Origin of the sequence: Streptomyces sp. NBC_00258, from assembly GCF_036182465.1 — a bacterium.
GTDB lineage: Bacteria > Actinomycetota > Actinomycetes > Streptomycetales > Streptomycetaceae > Streptomyces.
In genome coordinates this window covers 10803343-10820864 of record NZ_CP108081.1, presented here as the reverse complement: position 1 = coordinate 10820864, position 17522 = coordinate 10803343, and the positions used below count along the sequence as shown (strand labels likewise).

The 17522-nt window shown below is 69.8% G+C and carries 17 protein-coding genes; 11 read left to right on the top strand and 6 right to left on the bottom strand.

All coding sequences use genetic code 11. The annotated features are described in order from the left end of the window. Positions 1–14: 14 nt before the first annotated feature. The 4 genes from OG718_RS48060 (at position 15) to OG718_RS48045 (ending at position 4061) form a co-directional block, all read left to right on the top strand. Entirely contained in the window at positions 15–695 is a 681-nt protein-coding gene (locus OG718_RS48060; RefSeq protein ID WP_143634006.1) for a TetR/AcrR family transcriptional regulator, read from the top strand. 106 nt (positions 696–801) lie between these two features. Then, positions 802–2292 carry a CAP domain-containing protein gene (locus OG718_RS48055; protein ID WP_328847963.1) on the top strand — a complete coding sequence of 497 codons (1491 nt, stop codon included), beginning with the start codon at positions 802–804 and terminating at the stop codon, positions 2290–2292. Positions 2293–2430: 138 nt separating this feature from the next. Beyond that, a complete protein-coding gene (locus tag OG718_RS48050; protein WP_143634004.1) occupies positions 2431–3435 on the top strand; it encodes a cation diffusion facilitator family transporter in 1005 nt (334 codons plus the stop codon). Positions 3436–3623: 188 nt separating this feature from the next. After that, positions 3624–4061 (top strand): helix-turn-helix domain-containing protein, encoded by a 438-nt coding sequence (locus tag OG718_RS48045; RefSeq protein WP_143634002.1) that lies wholly within the window; start codon positions 3624–3626, stop codon positions 4059–4061. A gap of 44 nt (positions 4062–4105) precedes the next feature. Here the strand turns inward: OG718_RS48045 and OG718_RS48040 are convergent, their stop codons facing one another. The 4 genes from OG718_RS48040 to OG718_RS48025 all read right to left on the bottom strand — a co-directional run bounded on the left by OG718_RS48040 (position 4106) and on the right by OG718_RS48025 (position 8438). Then, positions 4106–4714 carry a ClpP family protease gene (locus OG718_RS48040; RefSeq protein ID WP_306941814.1) on the bottom strand — a complete coding sequence of 203 codons (609 nt, stop codon included), beginning with the start codon at positions 4712–4714 and terminating at the stop codon, positions 4106–4108. 1 nt (position 4715) lies between these two features. Then, the gene (locus OG718_RS48035) at positions 4716–5357 is read right to left on the bottom strand and encodes an ATP-dependent Clp protease proteolytic subunit (RefSeq protein ID WP_143633998.1); all 642 of its coding nucleotides are present in this window, start codon (positions 5355–5357) and stop codon (positions 4716–4718) included. A 141-nt stretch (positions 5358–5498) separates the two neighbouring features. Beyond that, positions 5499–6236, bottom strand: a complete 738-nt coding sequence (locus tag OG718_RS48030) for a GntR family transcriptional regulator (RefSeq protein WP_143633996.1) — start codon at positions 6234–6236, stop codon at positions 5499–5501. 27 nt (positions 6237–6263) lie between these two features. Continuing rightward, a complete protein-coding gene (locus OG718_RS48025; RefSeq protein ID WP_328847161.1) occupies positions 6264–8438 on the bottom strand; it encodes an alpha-N-acetylglucosaminidase in 2175 nt (724 codons plus the stop codon). Between the two features lie 175 nt (positions 8439–8613). Here OG718_RS48025 and OG718_RS48020 point away from each other — a divergent pair, with 175 nt between their 5' ends. The 4 genes from OG718_RS48020 to OG718_RS48005 are packed head-to-tail and all read left to right on the top strand — an operon-like array spanning position 8614 to position 12499. Next, positions 8614–9348: a sugar isomerase domain-containing protein gene (locus OG718_RS48020; RefSeq protein WP_328847160.1), complete on the top strand. Its 735-nt coding sequence runs from the start codon at positions 8614–8616 to the stop codon at positions 9346–9348. A 46-nt stretch (positions 9349–9394) separates the two neighbouring features. Beyond that, a complete protein-coding gene (locus OG718_RS48015) occupies positions 9395–10741 on the top strand; it encodes an ABC transporter substrate-binding protein (protein WP_328847159.1) in 1347 nt (448 codons plus the stop codon). Further along, positions 10731–11675: a carbohydrate ABC transporter permease gene (locus OG718_RS48010; protein ID WP_328847158.1), complete on the top strand. Its 945-nt coding sequence runs from the start codon at positions 10731–10733 to the stop codon at positions 11673–11675. The genes OG718_RS48015 and OG718_RS48010 overlap by 11 nt, the downstream gene beginning before the upstream one ends. Continuing rightward, positions 11672–12499: a carbohydrate ABC transporter permease gene (locus OG718_RS48005; protein ID WP_143633986.1), complete on the top strand. Its 828-nt coding sequence runs from the start codon at positions 11672–11674 to the stop codon at positions 12497–12499. Before OG718_RS48010 ends, OG718_RS48005 begins: the two co-directional genes overlap by 4 nt. A gap of 30 nt (positions 12500–12529) precedes the next feature. Here OG718_RS48005 and OG718_RS48000 read toward each other — a convergent pair whose 3' ends face one another. Then, positions 12530–12763, bottom strand: coding sequence for a hypothetical protein (locus tag OG718_RS48000; RefSeq protein ID WP_143633984.1), 234 nt, complete (start codon positions 12761–12763; stop codon positions 12530–12532). Between the two features lie 124 nt (positions 12764–12887). Further along, complete coding sequence (locus tag OG718_RS47995) at positions 12888–14048, bottom strand: ROK family transcriptional regulator (protein ID WP_143633982.1); 1161 nt, start codon at positions 14046–14048, stop codon at positions 12888–12890. Positions 14049–14212: 164 nt separating this feature from the next. On the opposite strand from OG718_RS47995, the gene OG718_RS47990 reads away from it, so the two are divergent. The 3 genes from OG718_RS47990 to OG718_RS47980 are packed head-to-tail and all read left to right on the top strand — an operon-like array spanning position 14213 to position 17482. Further along, on the top strand, positions 14213–15181 hold the full coding sequence (locus OG718_RS47990; RefSeq protein ID WP_143633980.1) for a carbohydrate ABC transporter permease: 969 nt from the start codon (positions 14213–14215) through the stop codon (positions 15179–15181). Between the two features lie 17 nt (positions 15182–15198). Then, the gene (locus OG718_RS47985) at positions 15199–16122 is read left to right on the top strand and encodes a carbohydrate ABC transporter permease (RefSeq protein ID WP_143633979.1); all 924 of its coding nucleotides are present in this window, start codon (positions 15199–15201) and stop codon (positions 16120–16122) included. Between the two features lie 10 nt (positions 16123–16132). Further along, on the top strand, positions 16133–17482 hold the full coding sequence (locus OG718_RS47980) for an ABC transporter substrate-binding protein (protein WP_328847157.1): 1350 nt from the start codon (positions 16133–16135) through the stop codon (positions 17480–17482). Positions 17483–17522 lie beyond the last annotated feature (40 nt).

The window sequence follows — 17522 nt, the reverse complement described above, 5'->3', positions numbered from 1 at the left end:
TGTAGACTGCGTCCATGGCAAACACCTTCCAGCGCGCCCGCAGCGAGGAGCAGCGCGCCGTGCGCCGCAAGGCGATCCTGGACACCACGGCCGCGATGCTCGGCGAGATGCCCGTGGCGCAGGTGAGCCTCAACGAACTGAGCCGCCGGGTGGGGCTCGCGAAGTCGAACGTGCTGCGCTACTTCGAGTCCCGCGAGGCCGTCCTTCTGGAGCTGCTCAGCACCGCGTCGCAGGAGGTGCTGGAGCACCTCGACACCGCGCTCCCCGAGGCCGTCGACGCCGAGGCCCCGGTGACCGAGCGGGCCGACCGGGTGGCCGCGGCGCTGACGGACGCCCTCGCCGAGCGTCCGGTGCTGTGCGACCTGATCAGCGCGCAGGCCGCGGTCCTGGAACGGAACGTGTCGACGGAGGTCGCCGCCCGGTACAAGCGCTCCTCCATCGGAAACGTCTTCGCCCTGGCGCAGCAGGTCCGCACCCATGTACCCGAACTCGACGAGCGGGACGCCGTACGGTTCATCGCCGGCGCGCTCATGGTGGTCACGGCCGCCTGGCCGCACGCGCACCCGTCGCCCGCCGTGCTCGCGGTGTACGAGTCCGACCCCGAACTGGCGGTCCTGCGCCTCGACTTCACCACGGCCCTGCGCGAGTCGCTCGAGGTCCTGCTGTCCGGCCTGCTGGCACGGGCGGCAGGCTGACAGAGCCGGGGTTCGGGGCTCAGGAACCCCCGCGCACCCGTGGAACGTTGTCCGTGCAGCGCCCCACGGGGCGGGCACAGTGACCAGCACCCCGACAGGCGGCACGATGAGCGAGTTGGTTCCCGGCGGCAATCTGCCCCTGCCCGGCGGCACCCTGACCCTTCATGTGCCCGGCCCGTTCGATGTGTCCGCGCTCATCACCGACGACAGCGGCAAGGTGCGCGGCGACGGCGACTTCGTGTTCTACAACCAGCCGACCGCGCCCGGTGCGCGGCTGCAGGGCGAGAAGCTCACCGTGGACCCGCCCGCGCTGCGGACCGGGGCGAGTCGCGTCACCGTCGTCGTCAGCCCCGCCGAGCCCGGCACCGCCCTGGGCCGGCTCCCCGCTCCGACCCTGCGCGTGACCGGACCGGGCGGCGGTGTGCTCGCCCGCTTCACGCCGACCCGCCCCCAGCAGGAGACCGTCCTGCTGCTCGCCGAGATCTACCGCCGCGGGACCACGTGGAAGCTGCGCGCCCTGGGCCAGGGGTACGCGGACGGACTGGCCGGGATAGCACGGGACTTCGGGGTCGTGGTGAGCGAGGACGCCGACGCGGGGGCGGGCGGCGGTGCAGCTCCAGGGAGCTCCGGGGCCCCGGGTTCCAGGGGCGCCGGTGTCGCGACGGCCCTCAACGCCGCGCGTACCGGGCTCGGACGCCTCCGTGGTTCCGGCCGTGCCCCGGCCGGGACCACGGGTCGCACGCCGGGCGGAGGCAACGGCCGCGCTCCGGTCGGGAACACCGGAACCCCCTCGACTGGTGGCTCCCCTGCCTCCGCTCCCGCCCCCGACGGCTTCCTCCGTCTCGTGAACTCCGCGCGCGCCGCCGTCGGCGCCCCACCCGTGTCCCTCGACGCCCGCCTCACCACCGCGGCACACACGCACGCCGCGGGCATGGCCGCGCGGGGCAGCCTGGGCTCCGAGGGCGCGGACGGGCTCTCGGTCTACCAGCGCCTCACCTCGAGCGGCTACGCGTATCTCACGGTCGGCGAGCACCTGGTCTCCGGCCCGCGCGACGCCGCGGGGTTCGTGGAGTACTGCCTGTCCGGAGAGCAGTCCCGACGCACGATCCACGACCCGGCGTTCACCGAGGCCGGTGTGGCGTACGTGCCCGACAGCCGCTCCGGCACCCTCTACTGGACGGCGCTGTGGGCCCGGCCCCTCACCCCCGGCGGGCTGGCGCAGACGGCCGCGGAGGTCGTGGCGCTCACCAACTCCGAGCGGACCCGGGCCGGTCTGCGACCGCTGGCCGTGGACGCCCTGCTCACGAATGCGGCGCAGGCGCACAGCGCGGACATGGTGGCCCGCGCGTTCTACTCCCACACCTCCCCCGACGGCAGCGAACCCTGGCACCGGGCCGCGGCCGCCGGCAGCACCCGCCGCACCATCGGCGAGAACATCGCCTGCGGCCAGCGCTCCGCCGCCGAGGTCGTACAGGGCTGGATGGACAGCCCCGGCCACCGCGCCAACATCCTCAAGCCGGACTTCACCCACATAGGCGTCGGCTTCGCGGGCGGCGGCTCGGCGGGTACGTACTGGACACAGCTCTTCGGCGCCTGACCCGACCCGCCGGGAATTCTTCGCCGCAGGTCAGAGGCCTGTTAACGATGATGACAACGGTCACCGGTGCAGCCTTTGCCGATCTCCGCGAGGTGCGCTTCACTGCGGAGGTCGGACACCGCATCGAGGGGGACACACATGACCAGCGCGCACCACGACCACCACGGGTCGGACGGGCACGCGGGGCACTCGCACGGTGTGTCGGCGGACGCGGACCGCCGCTGGCTCGCGATCGCGCTGACACTGATCACCACGTTCATGGCGGCCGAGGTCGTCATCGGCATCCTCGCCCAGTCGCTCGCCCTGATCTCCGACGCGGCGCACATGCTGACCGACGCCGTCTCCATCGTGCTGGCACTCATCGCGATGCGGCTGGCCGCACGGCCGGCCCGCGGAGGCTTCACGTACGGCCTCAAGCGCGCCGAGATCCTCTCCGCCCAGGCGAACGGGCTCACGCTGCTGCTGCTCGGCACCTGGCTGGCGTACGAGGCGGTACGGCGGCTGATCGACCCGCCCGAGGTGGAGGGCGGGCTGGTGTTCGGCACGGCCCTGGCGGGCATCGTGGTGAACATCGCGGCGGCCTGGTGCATCTCGAAGGCCAACCGCTCCTCGCTCAACGTCGAGGGCGCCTACCAGCACATACTCAACGACCTGTTCGCGTTCATCGGTACCGCGATCGCCGGTCTCATCGTGCTCCTGACGGGCTTCGCGCGGGCCGACGCCATCGCCACGCTGGTCGTGGTGGCCCTCATGTTCAAGGCGGGCTACGGACTCGTACGGGAGTCGGGGCGGATCTTCCTGGAGGCGGCGCCCGCGCATCTCGATCCGGACGGCATCGGTGACCAGTTGGTCGCGCACCCCTCGGTCTCCGAGGTGCACGACCTGCACGTGTGGACCATCACGTCGGGCCAGCCCGCGCTGTCCGCGCACGTCCTGGTCGAGCCGGTCGCTGACTGCCACACGGTGCGCCGGGACCTGGAGAAGATCCTGCAGAGCGACCACGAGATCAGCCACACCACCCTGCAGGTCGACCACGTCCCGGCCGAGGTCCTGGAGGTCCGCACCGGGGCCGCCTACGACGACGGCTCGCACTGCGAGGCCCCGCACGGCCCGGTGCACCGCGACGAGCCGCACGCCCACTGAACCCCCAGGACGCGGGCGGGAGTAGGCGCGGCGGACCTTCCCGAACCGTGGGGGCGCGAGAGCCCTCGGTGGCAGCCGCTACGGGCCCGGTGGCGACAGCGGCTCCCGGAGCGGTGAGGGACCGGGCTTCGCCGAGGGCAGAACGTCATGACCTCCCCGAATTGCGCGCCGCTTTCTAGGGTGGAGAGGTGAGCAGCCACGCGTCCGACGAAGCCCGTGTCATTCCCCTGCGACCCGTACCGGCCGCGCCGGTGAAGCCGGAGGAGCCGGCGCCCAAGGAGCCCTTGTGGCGTGACGTCGTGGGTGACGTGCTGCGGCGTGAGCGGCTCGCCCAGGAGCGGACACTCAAGGACGTGGCCGAGGCGGCCAGGATCTCGATGCCGTACCTCTCGGAGCTGGAGCGGGGCCGCAAGGAGGCCTCGTCCGAGGTCCTCGCGGCCGCCGCGCACGCGCTCGGGCTCGGCCTCGCCGATCTGCTCGCCCTGGCACACGGCCGGCTCGCGCGACCGGCCCAGCCCCTCAGGACCCGGCCCCTGACGTCCCAGCCCCTCAGGTCCGGGTCCCGCACCGCGCCCCGGCGTACCGAGGCGCGGTCCCGGCTGGGCGACATCCGGCTTGCCGCCTGAGGCCCCGGGCCCGCTGAGGCTCTGCGGCGGCGACAGCGACATCGTCAGGCCGCCGCGGGCACCAGCCGTCGGCTGAGCACCTCGTCCGCCAGCCCGTACGCCACCGCCTCCCGCGCGGTGAAGACCTTGTCGCGGTCCATGTCGGCGCGCAGGGTCTCGACGGGGTGGTGGGTGTGCAGGGACAGGACCTCCTCGACCTGGGAGCGGATGCGGATCATCTCCTTGGCCTGCAGGCTCAGGTCGGACACCGTGCCCCGCGCACCGCCGCTCGCGGGCTGGCCCAGCAGCACCCGCGCGTGTTCCAGGATGAAGCGCCGGCCGGGGTCTCCCCCGGCCAAGAGCACCGCGGCGGTCGAGGCGGCCTGGCCGACGCAGAACGTCGAGATGGGCGCGCCGACGTAGCCCATCGTGTCGTAGATCGCCATGAGTGAGGTGAACGATCCGCCGGGCGAGTTGAGGTAGATCGCGATCTCCCGTTCGGGAGCGGACGACTCCAGGTGGAGCAGTTGCGCGATGACGACGTTGGCGACGCCGTCGTCGATCTCGGTGCCGAGGAAGATGATCCGCTCGGACAGCAGCCGGCTGTAGATGTCGTACGCGCGCTCGCCCTGCGGGGTGCGCTCGACCACGTTCGGGATCGTGTACTGGCTCATGTCAGAGTCCCATCCGTCGCTTCGAGGAGGCCGGGCGGACGTCGTCGAGGGCCTCGACGACCCGGTCGACCATGCCGTACTCCTTCGCCTGTTCGGCCGTGAACCAGCGGTCGCGGTCGCCGTCGCGGGCGATCGTCTCCACGCTCTGGCCGGTGTGTTCGGCGGTGATCCGCTCGATGCTCTCCTTGGTGAACTGGAGGTTCTCGGCCTGGATGGCGATGTCGGCGGTGGTGCCGCCGATGCCGGCCGAGGGCTGGTGCATCATGATCCGCGCGTTCGGGAGCGAGTAGCGCTTGCCCGGGGTGCCGACGGTGAGCAGGAACTGCCCCATGCTCGCGGCGAATCCCATCGCCAGCGTCGACACGTCGTTCGGGATGAGGCGCATCGTGTCGTAGATCGCCAGGCCCGCGTGCACCGAGCCGCCCGGGCTGTTGATGTAGAGGCCGATGTCGGTGCGCGAGTCCTCCGCGGAGAGCAGGAGCAGCTGTGCGCAGACCCGGTTCGCGGAGACCTCGTCGACCTGCGTGCCGAGGAACACGATGCGCTGGTTGAGGAGTTGGGCGGCGAGATGGTCGTCGAACCGGGACGGCGGGGTGTCCCCCTCCTCGGCCCTGGGTTGCAGGGCGCTGCTGAATGGTGCCATCGCTCCTCCTTCTGGTGGCGCGGCCACGATCGCCGCGGTGTCACCACCCTCGGCCGGACGACGGCCTCGCGGAAGGAATCTCGGCCCGCAGCAGATTCGCCGACAGCAGAGCGGCGGCGGCGCACTCGGAGCGAGGAGGGGCTACTTCGTCACCACCAGCGAGAACTCGTACAGATCGCCACGGCACAACGACTCGCCGTACTCCACGACATGCCCCGTGTCGTCGAACGCCGTGCGTCGTACGAGCAGGGCGGCGGAGCCCTCCTTGACGCCGAGGAGGCGGGCCTGGCGGCCGGTCACGTTCACCGCCCGGATCTGCTGGGTCGCCCGGACCACCCGGACGCCGTGGGTGTTCTGCAGTGCTTCCGACAGCGAGCCCTTGAGGAGTGACTCGTCGAGGCTCGGGAAGCGTTCGGCGGAGAGGTAGACGGTCTCCAGGCAGATGGGGAAGTCGTCGCCGAGGCGAAGTCGTTCGATGCGGTGCAGGGCGGTGCCGGGGTCGACACCGAGGGCCGTGGCATGGTGCAGGTCCGCCTCGACCACCTCCGCGGCGAGCAGTTCGGCGCTGGGGTGGTAGCCGCGCGAGCGCAGGTCCTCGGAGAACGAGGTGAGCGTCGACGTCTTGGTGATCTGAGGGTGCGAGACGAAGGTGCCCACGCCGCGGACACTGCGGATGAGGCCGTCCTCGCGCAGCGCCTGGAGGGCGCGCCGGGCGGTCGCTCTGCTGACGTCGTACCGCTCGGCGAGCTGCCGTTCGGTGGGCAGTGCCTCGTCGGGCCGCATCCGGGCGATGTCGGCCTGGAGCAGCCGCCGCAGCGCCTCGTGCTTGTAGGACTCCGTCCCCGGGCCGTCGTCCCTGCGCCTGTCCTTGAGCGTCACAATCACTCCGCCGTTCGCACGTGTCCGCTAGCCCCGAGAGGCGCGGTAACGGGGCATCAGCGTACGCACTACGTCCGGGGTCGCCTCGCCGGCGTCCGGGCGGGGGGTCGCGTTCTCGCTCCGTCCGGCGGTCCAGCGCTCCTCCCATTCGATCAGGGACGCCTCGAACTCCTGGGCCCGGTAAGGGGATCCGGTCTCCATTGCCCGGGCGATGTGCTCGTACCAGCGTCGCCAGCGCGGGAGGTAGAACGAACGGACCAGGCCGGCCCAGTGCCTGCCCGAGTAGTCGTGCAGCTCGCTGCGGGAGTGTCCCCAGACCGTGAGGACGCGCCGCGCGTTGGCCTCGTACAGCTCGGCCTCGGCGGGGGTGGACGCCCAGCTGCCGGCTTCGGCGAGCCAGGTGTCCAGGCGGTACTCGGGGCGGGTGGCCAGCAGTGCGTCCAGGTCCTCGATGGTGGTGAGCAGTTCGGTGGCGGCGGCCCGGAAGCGGTCGGCGTCGCGTGCCAGGGCAGCGTCCGCCGCCCGTCGCTGCTGGTCGCAGGCCACGTGGGTGAGCACCTGTGCGGTGACGTCGCACAGGTCCCGGCCGAGCGGCCCGGCGCTGTCCTCCTCCGTCGCCTCGCCGGCCAGGAGCGTCCACGCCTCGGCCAGACCAGGTGGCACGGATGGCGAGGCCGGCGCCGCCAGATGCACCGGAAGCTCCGGGCGCAGGTCGCCCGACAACGTGGGCCGGCAGACGACGACGGAGCCCGGTGGTCCGGGGCCGTCCGCGTCGTACACGGTTTCGTGCAGCAGTTCCCAGGCGCGCAGCAGGCCGGGGGTTCGGCGTCCGTACCGGGCCTCCGCCCAGTTCTCCAGCCACGCTCGTACGTCCTTGACCGAGCCGTTCCAGGCGACGTCGGCCAGCATCTCGTACAGGACCGGGTCGCCGCCGAAGGCCTCCATGCCGGCGCCGACTCCGGAGAGCGAACCGCCGCGGGCGTCGGCGCTCGCCTCGGCGGCGCCGGCGGCGATCTCGTCCAGTTTCCCGTAGAGCCCGGGCCGTCCGCCCAGGCTGTGGAGCATGCACCACACCCACGGCTTGCCCCGGTAGCCGTCGGTCTGCCGCCAGACCGGCTTGTGCTCGGCCCACAGGTCCAGGATCAGCATGCGGTCGTCCGGGATGGCGTCGAGGAAGGCCCGGGTCCGGTCCCGCGTCCAGTAGTCGGAGCGGTAGGAGAAGGGCCATGCCTGGAGCACCCAGGTGGCCTCGTCGTCCACCGCGGTCATGGCGCCGTGCACGGCCCGCGCGACCCGGGCGATGTCGGCGGGGTCGGTCACCGGCGGAATCGTCTCGATGAACGGGTCGGCCGCGTAGAGGTGGTCGGTGCCGAAGAGGCGGGTCTGCTCGGTCAGCAGCGCCGTGCCGAACTCCTCGAACAGCGGGTCGCGCGGGTCCAGTACTCCGACCTCGAAGTCCCACCACGGAAGGGTCGTCGAGCCGGCACTCCGGTCGGCGATCAGTTCGCGGGGCACATGGCCGGAGAAGCCCTGGAGGACCGGGCGCATGCCGAGCGCGCGTTCCCGGTCCAGGATGCGGCGGCCCAGGTCCACGTGGCCGTCGATCCAGCTCTGCGGCAGTGGTCCGCACCAACTGTCGAGCGAGGCGAGCCAGTTCCACGGAAGGTAGGCCGGGCCGCCGAGGAACCGCCGGGCGGTCTCGTCGTCCAGGCCGGTGCGCAGAAGGGCTTGTTGCCAGGCGGCCTCCGCGCCGGTCATCGCCAGTGGTGTGGTCACGCCGTGCAGCGCCATCCAGTCGATGTGGCGCTCCCAGCGCGCCCAGTCCCAGAACGCCGTGGTGTAGCCGAAGGTGCAGACGTTGAAGTGGTAGCGGTGGAGGTAGGGGGAGGTCGTCCGGGCGGCCGTGCCGGTGCGGGGCAGGCGGCCAGGCAGCCGGGGCACGGGGGCGTCCCAGGTGATCTGCGTCCGGCAGACGGTCCGCAGATACCAGCGCAGCGCCGAGGCGACCGCGACGCCGCTCGACCCACGCAGCGCCACACCGCCCGGTCCGGCGTCGACCTCGAACCAGTCGGGCCTGCCGACGTCGTGCCCGTCCCCTACGGGCACGACGTCGGCGGTGAACTCCGCGGCCCTGTCCCCGAGGAGCCGCTGGAGAAGTTGTCGGGCGGTCTCATTCTCCAATGCCTGTGGTCCGTACCACATGCGGCTCAGGTTAGGGCTGGTGTGCGGGGCGGTCAAGGAACAAAGCTGTTATGACAGCACACTTGTCCGGAGGGCTGGGCAGTCGCACGGCCCTCTGGTACGGTCCACAGCCACGCAGACGGCCCCGCAGCCGTGCAAACGGCTCCCGCTCGACACCCCAGGTGGTCTCGACACGATGAACGCCGATCTCGCCTACTTCGCCGCTCTCCAGGAGAACCTCACCGCGCTGGCCACCGCCGAGCGGCCCTCGATCGAGCGCGCCGCCGGTGCCATCGCGGACAGCATCGCCGCCGGAGGTGTCGTCCACTACTTCGGCAGCGGCCACTCTCAACTCGTCGCGATCGAGCCCCTGTTGCGCGCGGGCGGCCTCGCGCCGGTCAACGTGATCGCCGACCCGGCACTCTCCCCCGCGACCCCACGGCACGCGGGCGCGGCCGAGCGCGTCAGCGGCTACGCGGCGGCGATCCTGAGCACGGCGGACATCCGGGACGGCGAGGTGGTGGTCGTCGTCTCCAACTCCGGCATCAACGCCGTCCCGGTCGAATTCGCCCTTGGCGTCCGAGCGTTGGGGGCGACGGTCGTCGCCGTCACCAGCCGGGCCCACTCGATGGGCGCCGAGTCGCGGCATGTCGACGGGCGGCGTCTGCTCGACGTGGCCGACATCGTCATCGACACGCACGGCCGCCCGGGTGACGCGGTGGTGCCCCTGGGCGACCTCACCGTGGGCGCCCTGTCGACCGTCGTCGGGGCGGCGATCGTCAACGCCCTGACCTGCCGGGCAGCCGAGCTGCTCATCGAACTGCACGGCCAGACACCGCCGTTGATCGTCAGCCAGAACACCGGCGGGGACGCCGAGCGCCACAACAGCGCCCTGCTGGAGAAGGTCAAGGACCGCTGTCCGCGGGGCTGACGCACCGATCCGCACACCGAGACGCTGAGATTACGCAAGGAGGCCGATGATGGAGAGGACGCACCGGGTGCGCCGCCGCGTCGCAGCGACGGTCTGTGCCGCCGCCCTCGTGTTGCCGCTCACCGCCTGCGACGCCCTGACCCCCGGGAGCGCGGCCGCGGTGCCGGGTCCGCGCAGTGTGCCGTCCTCGACCGCCGTGCCGGACGGGGACATCACCCTGCGCCTGCAGTTCGCCGACGCCCCGTTGATGGTCGACGCGCTGATCGCCGCGTTCGAGAAGGGGCACCCGAACATCAGTGTCGAGCCGCAGTACAAGACGTTCTCGGACTACGTCCAGAACCTGAAACTCACCATGACGTCCGACACCGCCCCCGACATCGCGCAGTACGCGGTCGGGATGACCGATCTCGCGGCGGACGGCCACATCCTCGACCTGGCCCCCTATCGGGAGGCGTACGGCTGGGACAGGGCCATTCCCCCGGTCAGCCTCGACCAGTTGACGGCGGGTCAGACCAGTGAGGCCACCGGAGGGCGTGCCCTTTTCGGGGTCCCGGCCGGTCTGTCGATGACCGGCATCTACTACAACAAGGAGCTCGCGAAGAAGGCCGGGATCGACGGTCCGCCCAAGACGGTGGCGGAGTTCGAGAACCAGCTGGCCGCGGCCGAGGACGCGGACCTGACGCCGCTCGGCGTCGGCGCGCTCGACTCCGGCGGCCTGCACCTGTGGGCCGCGCTCCTCAACCAGCTGATGCCGACGGACGACTACTGGGACTGGGTCAACGGCACCAAGGGCGCCACCATCGAGACGCAGGCAGCGGTCACGGCCAGCAAGCTCGTCATCGACTGGGGCCGCAAGGGCTACTACAACGACTCGGCGAACGGCACCGCGCAGGTCGACTCCACCGCCCAGTTCGCCAAGGGCGACAGTGTCTTCCTCGTCAACGGCAACTGGGCGGCCGGGCAGTTGGCGACCGTCATGGGAGACAACGTCGGTTTCTTCCCGATGCCGGGCGAACAGGCCTCCTCCCCCACCGTGGCCTCGGGCTTCAGCGTCTCCTACGCCGTCTCGTCCAGGACCGAACACCCCGAGGCGGCAGGCGCGTTCCTCGACTTCCTCACCACTCCTGAAGCCGGCCAGATCATCAGCGACAACGGCTTCATGCCGCCCAACCCCGACGCCGTGAAGAAGCCTGAAGGCGTACTCGCCGACATCGCCGAGGGCCACCGCAGGGCCGTCGCGGACGACGGGATCACGACGTTCCCCGACTTCGCCGCGCCCGCCATGCTCGACCGGCTGCGCTCCGGCGTCCAGAAACTCATCGCGAACCGCATAGATCCCTCGGACTACCTCGACTCACTTCAGGACGAGTGGGAGGAACACCATGCCGAGTAGGCCGCCGGTCCAACAGCCCCCGGACGTCCGGGTCCGGTCGACGGAGGTCCGGGTCCGATCCCAGGGCCCTCGCAGGCGCAGCTCGTATCGCGGCTATGTGTACGTGCTGCCCGCGTTCGCCGTCTACTTCTGCTTCGCGGTGCTGCCCGCCCTGCACACGGCGTATCTCTCGCTGTTCGAGTGGGACGGGGTGACACTGGGCGACTGGGTCGGCCTCGGCAACTACCAGGAGATCCTCCAGGACCCCATCCTGCGCCGGTCCGTGCTCAACGCCCTGGTACTGGTGGTGTTCTTCTCCTTCATTCCCATCGTGGTCGGCCTTGCGATGACCGGTCTGCTGGCCCGTTTCCGGCGGCCGGGCATGGGGGCGTACCGCTTCCTGTTCATGCTGCCGCAGGTCGTCCCGCTGGTCGCCGTCGGTGTGACCTGGCGCTGGCTGTACGGGGACGACGGGCTGGTGAACCAGACGTTCCGCGCGGTCGGGCTGGACGGTGTGACACGGGCGTGGCTGGGCGACTTCGGCGCCGCGCTGATCGCCGTGGGCCTCGTCGGCACCTGGGTGCTGAGCGGCCTGTGCATGATGCTCTTCCTCAGTGGCGTACAGAAGGTCGATCCCAGCCTGTACGAGGCCGCCCGGATCGACGGGGCAGGGCCCATCCGGGAGTTCGTCTCCATCACCCTGCCCCACCTGCGCGGCGAACTCGCCGTGGCCATGACCGTGACCACGGTGGCCGCGCTCGCCAGCTTCGACATCGTGTACGTGACGACGAACGGCGGCCCCGGTGAGCAGACGACGGTCCCGGGCCTGCTCGTGTACCGGCTGGCGTTCTCCGAGGGCAAGGTGGGGCTCGCCGCGGCCCTGGCCGTGGTCCTCGGCTGTCTGATACTCGGGATCGTCTACCTCATCAACCGTCTGTCGAGGTCGGAGTCATGAACACCGCCACTCGCTCGGAACGCTGGTCGGGTTACACGCTGCTGACGGTCATGGCGATCGCCGTCGTGATCCCGTTCCTCAGTGTCTTCCTCGCCTCACTGCAGCCCGCGGGCACGCCGGTGGTGGGACTGACCTGGCCGGAGCGGTGGAGCTGGGACAACTACGAGCAGGCGTGGTCGGTGGCCGGGTTCTCCGACCTGATCCAGCACAGCCTCACCATCGCGGTCGGTGTGGTCCCCGCCTCCCTGGTCCTGGCGGCGCTGGCGGGCTACGCACTCGGCACGATGAAGCTCCCGGGCGGCAACGCGGTCGCGGCCTTCTTCATCGCCGGGCTCACCATCCCGGTCGAACTGATCGTGGTCCCGCTCTACTTCGACCTGCGGGGTCTCGGTCTGACCAACTCGTACCTGGGTGTGATCCTGGTGGAGATCGCGCTGTTCATGCCGTTCAGCGTGTTCTGGATGCGCACCCACTTCCAGTCGACCCCGCCGTCGCTGGTGGAGGCCGCCCGTATCGACGGTGCCTCGTCGGCGACGATCCTGCTGAGGATTCTGCTTCCGCTGGCGAGGCCGTCCCTGATGACGCTCGGGCTGCTGGTCTTCATGTGGTCGTGGAACCAGTTCCTGCTGGTGCTGGTGCTCATCCAGGACACGACCAAGCACACGGCGCCCGCGGGCCTCGGCTTCTTCGTCGGTCAGAACAGCACGGACATCCCCACACTGGCGGCGGGGACGATCATCGTGATGCTGCCGATCCTGATCCTCTTCGTGATCTTCCAGCGCAGCTTCATCGCGGGGCTGCTCCAGGGGGCGATGAAGGGCTGATGCCAGGCGCCAGGGAGGTGGGTCGCCCGGTCAGGCTGCCTTCGACGAGTCGGTGTGCGAGTGGGCGGAATCCGTGGGCGAGTGGGCGCGCGGAGAGGCGGCCGCCCACTCCAGGACGAGCCGCTGGTACTCCCGCCGCTGCTCGCCGCTCAGCGTCCCACCGCTCCGCAGCCACAGGGCTCGGATCTCCTCGTTGACCTCGGCGGCCGATCGCTTCGGCGCGACCGATGCACGTCGGTGAGTGGTGGACATGCCGTGAATCATACGGGGCCTGGCGTGAAGACCATGTGAGGAGTCACTGTCAGCAGGACTACTTACCGGTAGCCATTCCATGGCCATGTCCGGTAGGCATCCAATGACCTTGTCGGGTAGACATTCCACAGCCAGGTCAGGCCGCCCCCGCGCCGAGGACGAGCACCTGGATCGCCAGTACGGCGCCGCCCCGCGCCCAGTCGTGGAAGTCGGACACCTTGGTCTCCAGATTGACCGGCTCCGCATGCGGGTGGCGGTTGGCGAGGATGGCCTCCTCGACGGCCGGTCCCGCCACGTCGACCAGGCCCACGCCCTCGCCGGCCAGGACGATCTTCTGGGGGATGGCGAAGTTGGCGATCTGCGCGACGAGGGTGCCCAGGGCGCGGGCCGCCTCCCCGATGACACGGGCCGCCATGGGCTCGCCCTCGGCGGCCAGGGCGAGGATCTCGTCGTACGTGATGTCGCGGCCGGTGGCGGCCCGGATCTGGTAGCGGATGCTGGGGATGGTCAGCAGGGAGATGGCGCTGCCTCGCTCGCCGTCGGGGGTGAGCGGGCCGTTGGAGTCCACGATCCAGAAGCGACCGACACCCAGCCCGTCCTCGGCGGTCGCGACCCGTCGGCCGCCGCTCACCAGCCCGTAGCCGATACCCGCGCCGATCGTGAGCACCGCGAAGCGCTCCAGGCCCCGGCCGGCGCCGAACCACCGCTCGGCCTCGACGAGCGCGGCGACGTCGTTGTCGACGACGACGGGCAGCCCGGTGCGCTCCTCGACGAGCCGGGCCAGGGGGACGTCGCGCCAGCCGAGAAAGGCCGACTCCTCGACGACGGACCGGTCCGAGGCCCGGCCGCCCAGGCCGATGCCGATGCCGGCGAGGCCGGGGAAGTCGCGTGCGAACGAGTCGGTCAGCTCCCGCAGCACGTCCACGACATGGGCCGGGTCATGGCTGGTGAGGGGCAGGTCACGGCGGGCGACTATGTCGCTCTTCAGGGTGGTGACGACGCCGTACACCATGTCCTGGGTGATCTTGAACCCGGCGAAGGTGCGGGACTCGGCGACGATGTCGAGAGGCTGGGACGGGCGGCCCTGGCGCACCTCGGGGAGCGAGGTGCCCTCGGCGACCTCGATCAGCAGACCCGACTCGATGAGCGGCTTCGTCAGCCGGGTGAGGCTGCCCGCGGAGAGGTCGAGCCGACGGGCGATGTCGCTGCGCGACAGAGGGCCGTGCGTGAGCACCTCGATGGCGACGGCACGCTCACCGGGACTGAGCGGCAGCCAGCTGGCGGCACGTGCGGTCATGACCGAACCCCCACATTGTTTCTTTCGACGCAGAAGTAATGACACCACCCTATGTCGTCGAACGTCTTCAGGAAAAGATGTGCGCACACCTCTTGACGGCTGGATTCTTTCGGCCCAAAAGTAAGTGGGGCCCGAGGACGAGCCGCAGACGAGGGAGTCTCCTGATGACCGTCGCCTCCAGCCCTCCGTCGCGTCTGCCATTGCGCGACGTCGAGGGGACACAGCCGAAGCCGAGAACCCGCGAGAAACGAGACCGTGACGGTGGCGGACGTGGTGACGGCGCCCTGGCGGCCCTGTTCATCGCTCCGGCCATGCTGGGCTTCCTGGTCTTCCTGCTGTGGCCGACGCTGCGGGGAATCTATCTGAGCTTCACCCGCTTCAATCTGCTGACCCCGGCGGAGTGGGTGGGCCTCGACAACTACGTCCGCATGGTCAAGGACCCCATCTTCTGGGACTCGTTGACGGTCACCGTCGAGTACGTCTTCATCAACATCGGCCTCCAGACGGTCTCGGCGCTCGCCATAGCCGTGCTGCTTCAGCGGCTGACCCAGTCGGCGGTGCTCCGCGGGATCGTTCTCACGCCGTATCTCATGTCGAACGTCGTCGCCGGCATCGTCTGGCTCTGGATGCTCGACACCCAGCTCGGCATCGGCAACGAGATCATCGCCGGGCTCGGCTTCGACCGCATCCCGTTCCTCGCGGACGAGACCTGGGCGATTCCCACGATCGCCCTGATCAACGTCTGGCGGCATGTCGGCTACACCGCTCTGCTGCTCTTCGCCGGGCTCCAGGCCATCCCGAACGACATGTACGAGGCCGCCAAGGTGGACGGCGCGAGCGAGTGGCGGATGTTCTGGCGGATCACCATGCCGCTGCTGCGGCCGGTCCTCGCGGTGGTCCTGATCATGACGGTGATCGGTTCGTTCCAGGTGTTCGACACGGTCGCGGTGACCACCGCGGGCGGTCCGGCGAACGCGACCAACGTCCTCCAGTACTACATCTACGGCGCCGCCTTCGGCCGCTTCCAGTTCGGCTACGCGTCGGCGATGTCCGTGGCCCTGCTCGTCGTGCTGAGCGCGATCACCTTTGTCCAGTACCGGCTCACCCGGGCCGGCCAGACCGACCTCGGCTGAAGAAGGGAGCGACCGACATGACTGCCGTGACGGCAACGACGACGAAGGTACGGCGCACACAGCGCCCAAGGATCACCCCCGGGAAGGTCGTGGCCTGGACGGTGATGGCCGCGATGGTGCTCATCACCCTGCTGCCGTTCTACTGGATCCTGCGCACCGCGCTCTCCTCGAACACGGCGCTCGCGGCCCACCCCGGCGATCCCCTGCCCGTGGACCTGACGACCGGCGGTTTCGAACGGGCCCTGGGCCTGCAGTCCGCCGAGGAGGCGATCGCCCAGGGCGGCTCGGGCGGCGGGCTCAAGTTCTGGCGCTATCTGATCAACTCGACGATCGTGTCCACCCTGATCACCGTCTTCCAGATCCTCTTCTCCGCCATGGCCGCGTACGCCTTCGCACGGCTGCGGTGGCGCGGCCGGGACAAGGTGTTCGGACTGTTCCTGGCCGGACTGATGGTGCCCACGATCTTCACGCTGCTGCCGAACTTCGTGCTCATCAAGCAACTCGGCCTGGTCGACTCCCTGTTGGGCATCTCCCTGCCGACGATGTTCATGACCCCGTTCGCGGTGTTCTTCATGCGGCAGTTCTTCATGAACGTGCCCCGGGAGGTCGAGGAGGCGGCCCTGCTCGACGGGGCCGGGAAGATCAGGATCTTTTACCGCGTGATGCTGCCGATGGCGTCCACCCCCATCCTCACGCTGGGCGTGCTGACGTACATCACCTCCTGGAACGACTACTTCTGGCCGCTGATGGTCTCCTACAGCGACAGCTCGCGCGTGCTCACCGTGGCCCTGGCCATCTTCCGGGCACAGACCCCGCAGACCGGCTACGACTGGTCCGGCCTGATGGCGGCCACGCTCATCGCCGCGCTCCCGATGCTCGTGCTCTTCGGCTTCTTCGCGCGCCGCATCGTCAGCAGCATCAGCTTCACCGGCATCAAGTAAGGGGACGGACATGCGAATTCGTACACGTACGGTCGTGGCACTGACCGGGGTGCTCGCGCTGTCCCTGGCGACGGGCTGCGCGAAGGGCGGGGCTGCCGGAGCGGGCTCGAACACGGTGACGTACTGGCTGTGGGACGCCAACCAGATGCCCGCCTACCAGGCCTGTGCCAAGGGCTTCGAGAAGCAGAACCCGGGCCTGAAGGTGAAGATCACCCAGATGGGCTGGGCCGACTACTGGACCAAGCTCACCGCGAGCTTCATCGCGGGCACCGAGCCTGACGTGTTCACCGACCACATCCAGAAGTTCGGCCAGTTCGCCGACCTGAACGTGCTCGAACCACTGGACGACCTGGGTATCGACAACTCCGCCTACCAGCCAGGACTTGCCGCCAACTGGACCGGCCAGGACGGCCACCGCTACGGCGCCCCGAAGGACTGGGACACGGTCGCCCTCATGTACAACAAGAAGATGGTCAAGGAGGCCGGGCTCTCCGCGGAGGAACTCAACGGCCTCTCCTGGAACACGAAGGACGGCGGCACCTTCGAGAAGACCATCGCGCACCTGACCATCGACAAGAAGGGCAAGCGCGGCGACGAAGAGGGCTTCGACAAGAACAACGTCAAGGTCTACGGGCTCGCCACCGGCGGCGCGGGCGACAGCGACGGGCAGACCACCTGGAGCCCGTTCACCGGCTCGGCAGGCTGGGACTACACGAACAAGACGCGCTGGGGCACCGAGTACCAGTACAACGACAAGACCTTCCAGTCGGTGGTCGACTGGTACTTCGGCCTCGCGAAGAAGGGCTACCTCGCGCCCTTCACCAACTACACCGACGGCGCCAACCCGGCCAACGCCCAGGTCGCCGCCGGCAACGCGGCGACCTCCTTCGACGGCGCCTGGATGATCTCCACCTACTACGACACCAAGGGCCTCGACGTCGGCACCGCCCCCACGCCGACCGGCCCGAGCGGCAAGCGGGCCACCATGATGAACGGCCTCGCCGACTCCATCACCAAGAACGCCCACAACAAGGCGGGCGCGAAGAAGTGGGTGCGGTACCTGGCGTCCAACGAGTGCCAGAAGACCGTCGGCGGCTACGGCATCGTCTTCCCCGCGACCCCGGAAGGAACGCAGGCCGCGGTGGCCGCTTACAAGAAGAAGGGCATCGACGTGTCCGCCTTCACCGAACCGGTCACCGACAAGAAGGACTCCAGGACCTTCTCCTTCCCGATCACGGACTACGCGGCTGACGTGTACTCCCTGATGCGCCCCGCGATGCAGGACGTATTCGCAAACAACGCCCCGGTGAGCGGCCTCACCAAGACCAACGACCAGATCAACTTCATCCTCGGACAGTGAAACCCCGGACAGTGACTCGGACAGCGAAAGGCACACACTC

What these genes read in the sequence shown, in the direction of transcription:
- OG718_RS48060 (WP_143634006.1), top strand. Translation starts at nt 15, where the DNA reads ATGGCAAACACCTTCCAGCGCGCCCGCAGCGAGGAGCAGCGCGCCGTG.
- OG718_RS48055 (WP_328847963.1), top strand. Translation starts at nt 802, where the DNA reads ATGAGCGAGTTGGTTCCCGGCGGCAATCTGCCCCTGCCCGGCGGCACC.
- OG718_RS48050 (WP_143634004.1), top strand. Translation starts at nt 2,431, where the DNA reads ATGACCAGCGCGCACCACGACCACCACGGGTCGGACGGGCACGCGGGG.
- OG718_RS48040 (WP_306941814.1), bottom strand. Translation starts at nt 4,714, where the DNA reads ATGAGCCAGTACACGATCCCGAACGTGGTCGAGCGCACCCCGCAGGGC.
- OG718_RS48035 (WP_143633998.1), bottom strand. Translation starts at nt 5,357, where the DNA reads ATGGCACCATTCAGCAGCGCCCTGCAACCCAGGGCCGAGGAGGGGGAC.
- OG718_RS48025 (WP_328847161.1), bottom strand. Translation starts at nt 8,438, where the DNA reads ATGTGGTACGGACCACAGGCATTGGAGAATGAGACCGCCCGACAACTT.
- OG718_RS48020 (WP_328847160.1), top strand. Translation starts at nt 8,614, where the DNA reads ATGAACGCCGATCTCGCCTACTTCGCCGCTCTCCAGGAGAACCTCACC.
- OG718_RS48015 (WP_328847159.1), top strand. Translation starts at nt 9,395, where the DNA reads ATGATGGAGAGGACGCACCGGGTGCGCCGCCGCGTCGCAGCGACGGTC.
- OG718_RS48010 (WP_328847158.1), top strand. Translation starts at nt 10,731, where the DNA reads ATGCCGAGTAGGCCGCCGGTCCAACAGCCCCCGGACGTCCGGGTCCGG.
- OG718_RS48005 (WP_143633986.1), top strand. Translation starts at nt 11,672, where the DNA reads ATGAACACCGCCACTCGCTCGGAACGCTGGTCGGGTTACACGCTGCTG.
- OG718_RS48000 (WP_143633984.1), bottom strand. Translation starts at nt 12,763, where the DNA reads ATGATTCACGGCATGTCCACCACTCACCGACGTGCATCGGTCGCGCCG.
- OG718_RS47995 (WP_143633982.1), bottom strand. Translation starts at nt 14,048, where the DNA reads ATGACCGCACGTGCCGCCAGCTGGCTGCCGCTCAGTCCCGGTGAGCGT.
- OG718_RS47990 (WP_143633980.1), top strand. Translation starts at nt 14,213, where the DNA reads ATGACCGTCGCCTCCAGCCCTCCGTCGCGTCTGCCATTGCGCGACGTC.
- OG718_RS47985 (WP_143633979.1), top strand. Translation starts at nt 15,199, where the DNA reads ATGACTGCCGTGACGGCAACGACGACGAAGGTACGGCGCACACAGCGC.
- OG718_RS47980 (WP_328847157.1), top strand. Translation starts at nt 16,133, where the DNA reads ATGCGAATTCGTACACGTACGGTCGTGGCACTGACCGGGGTGCTCGCG.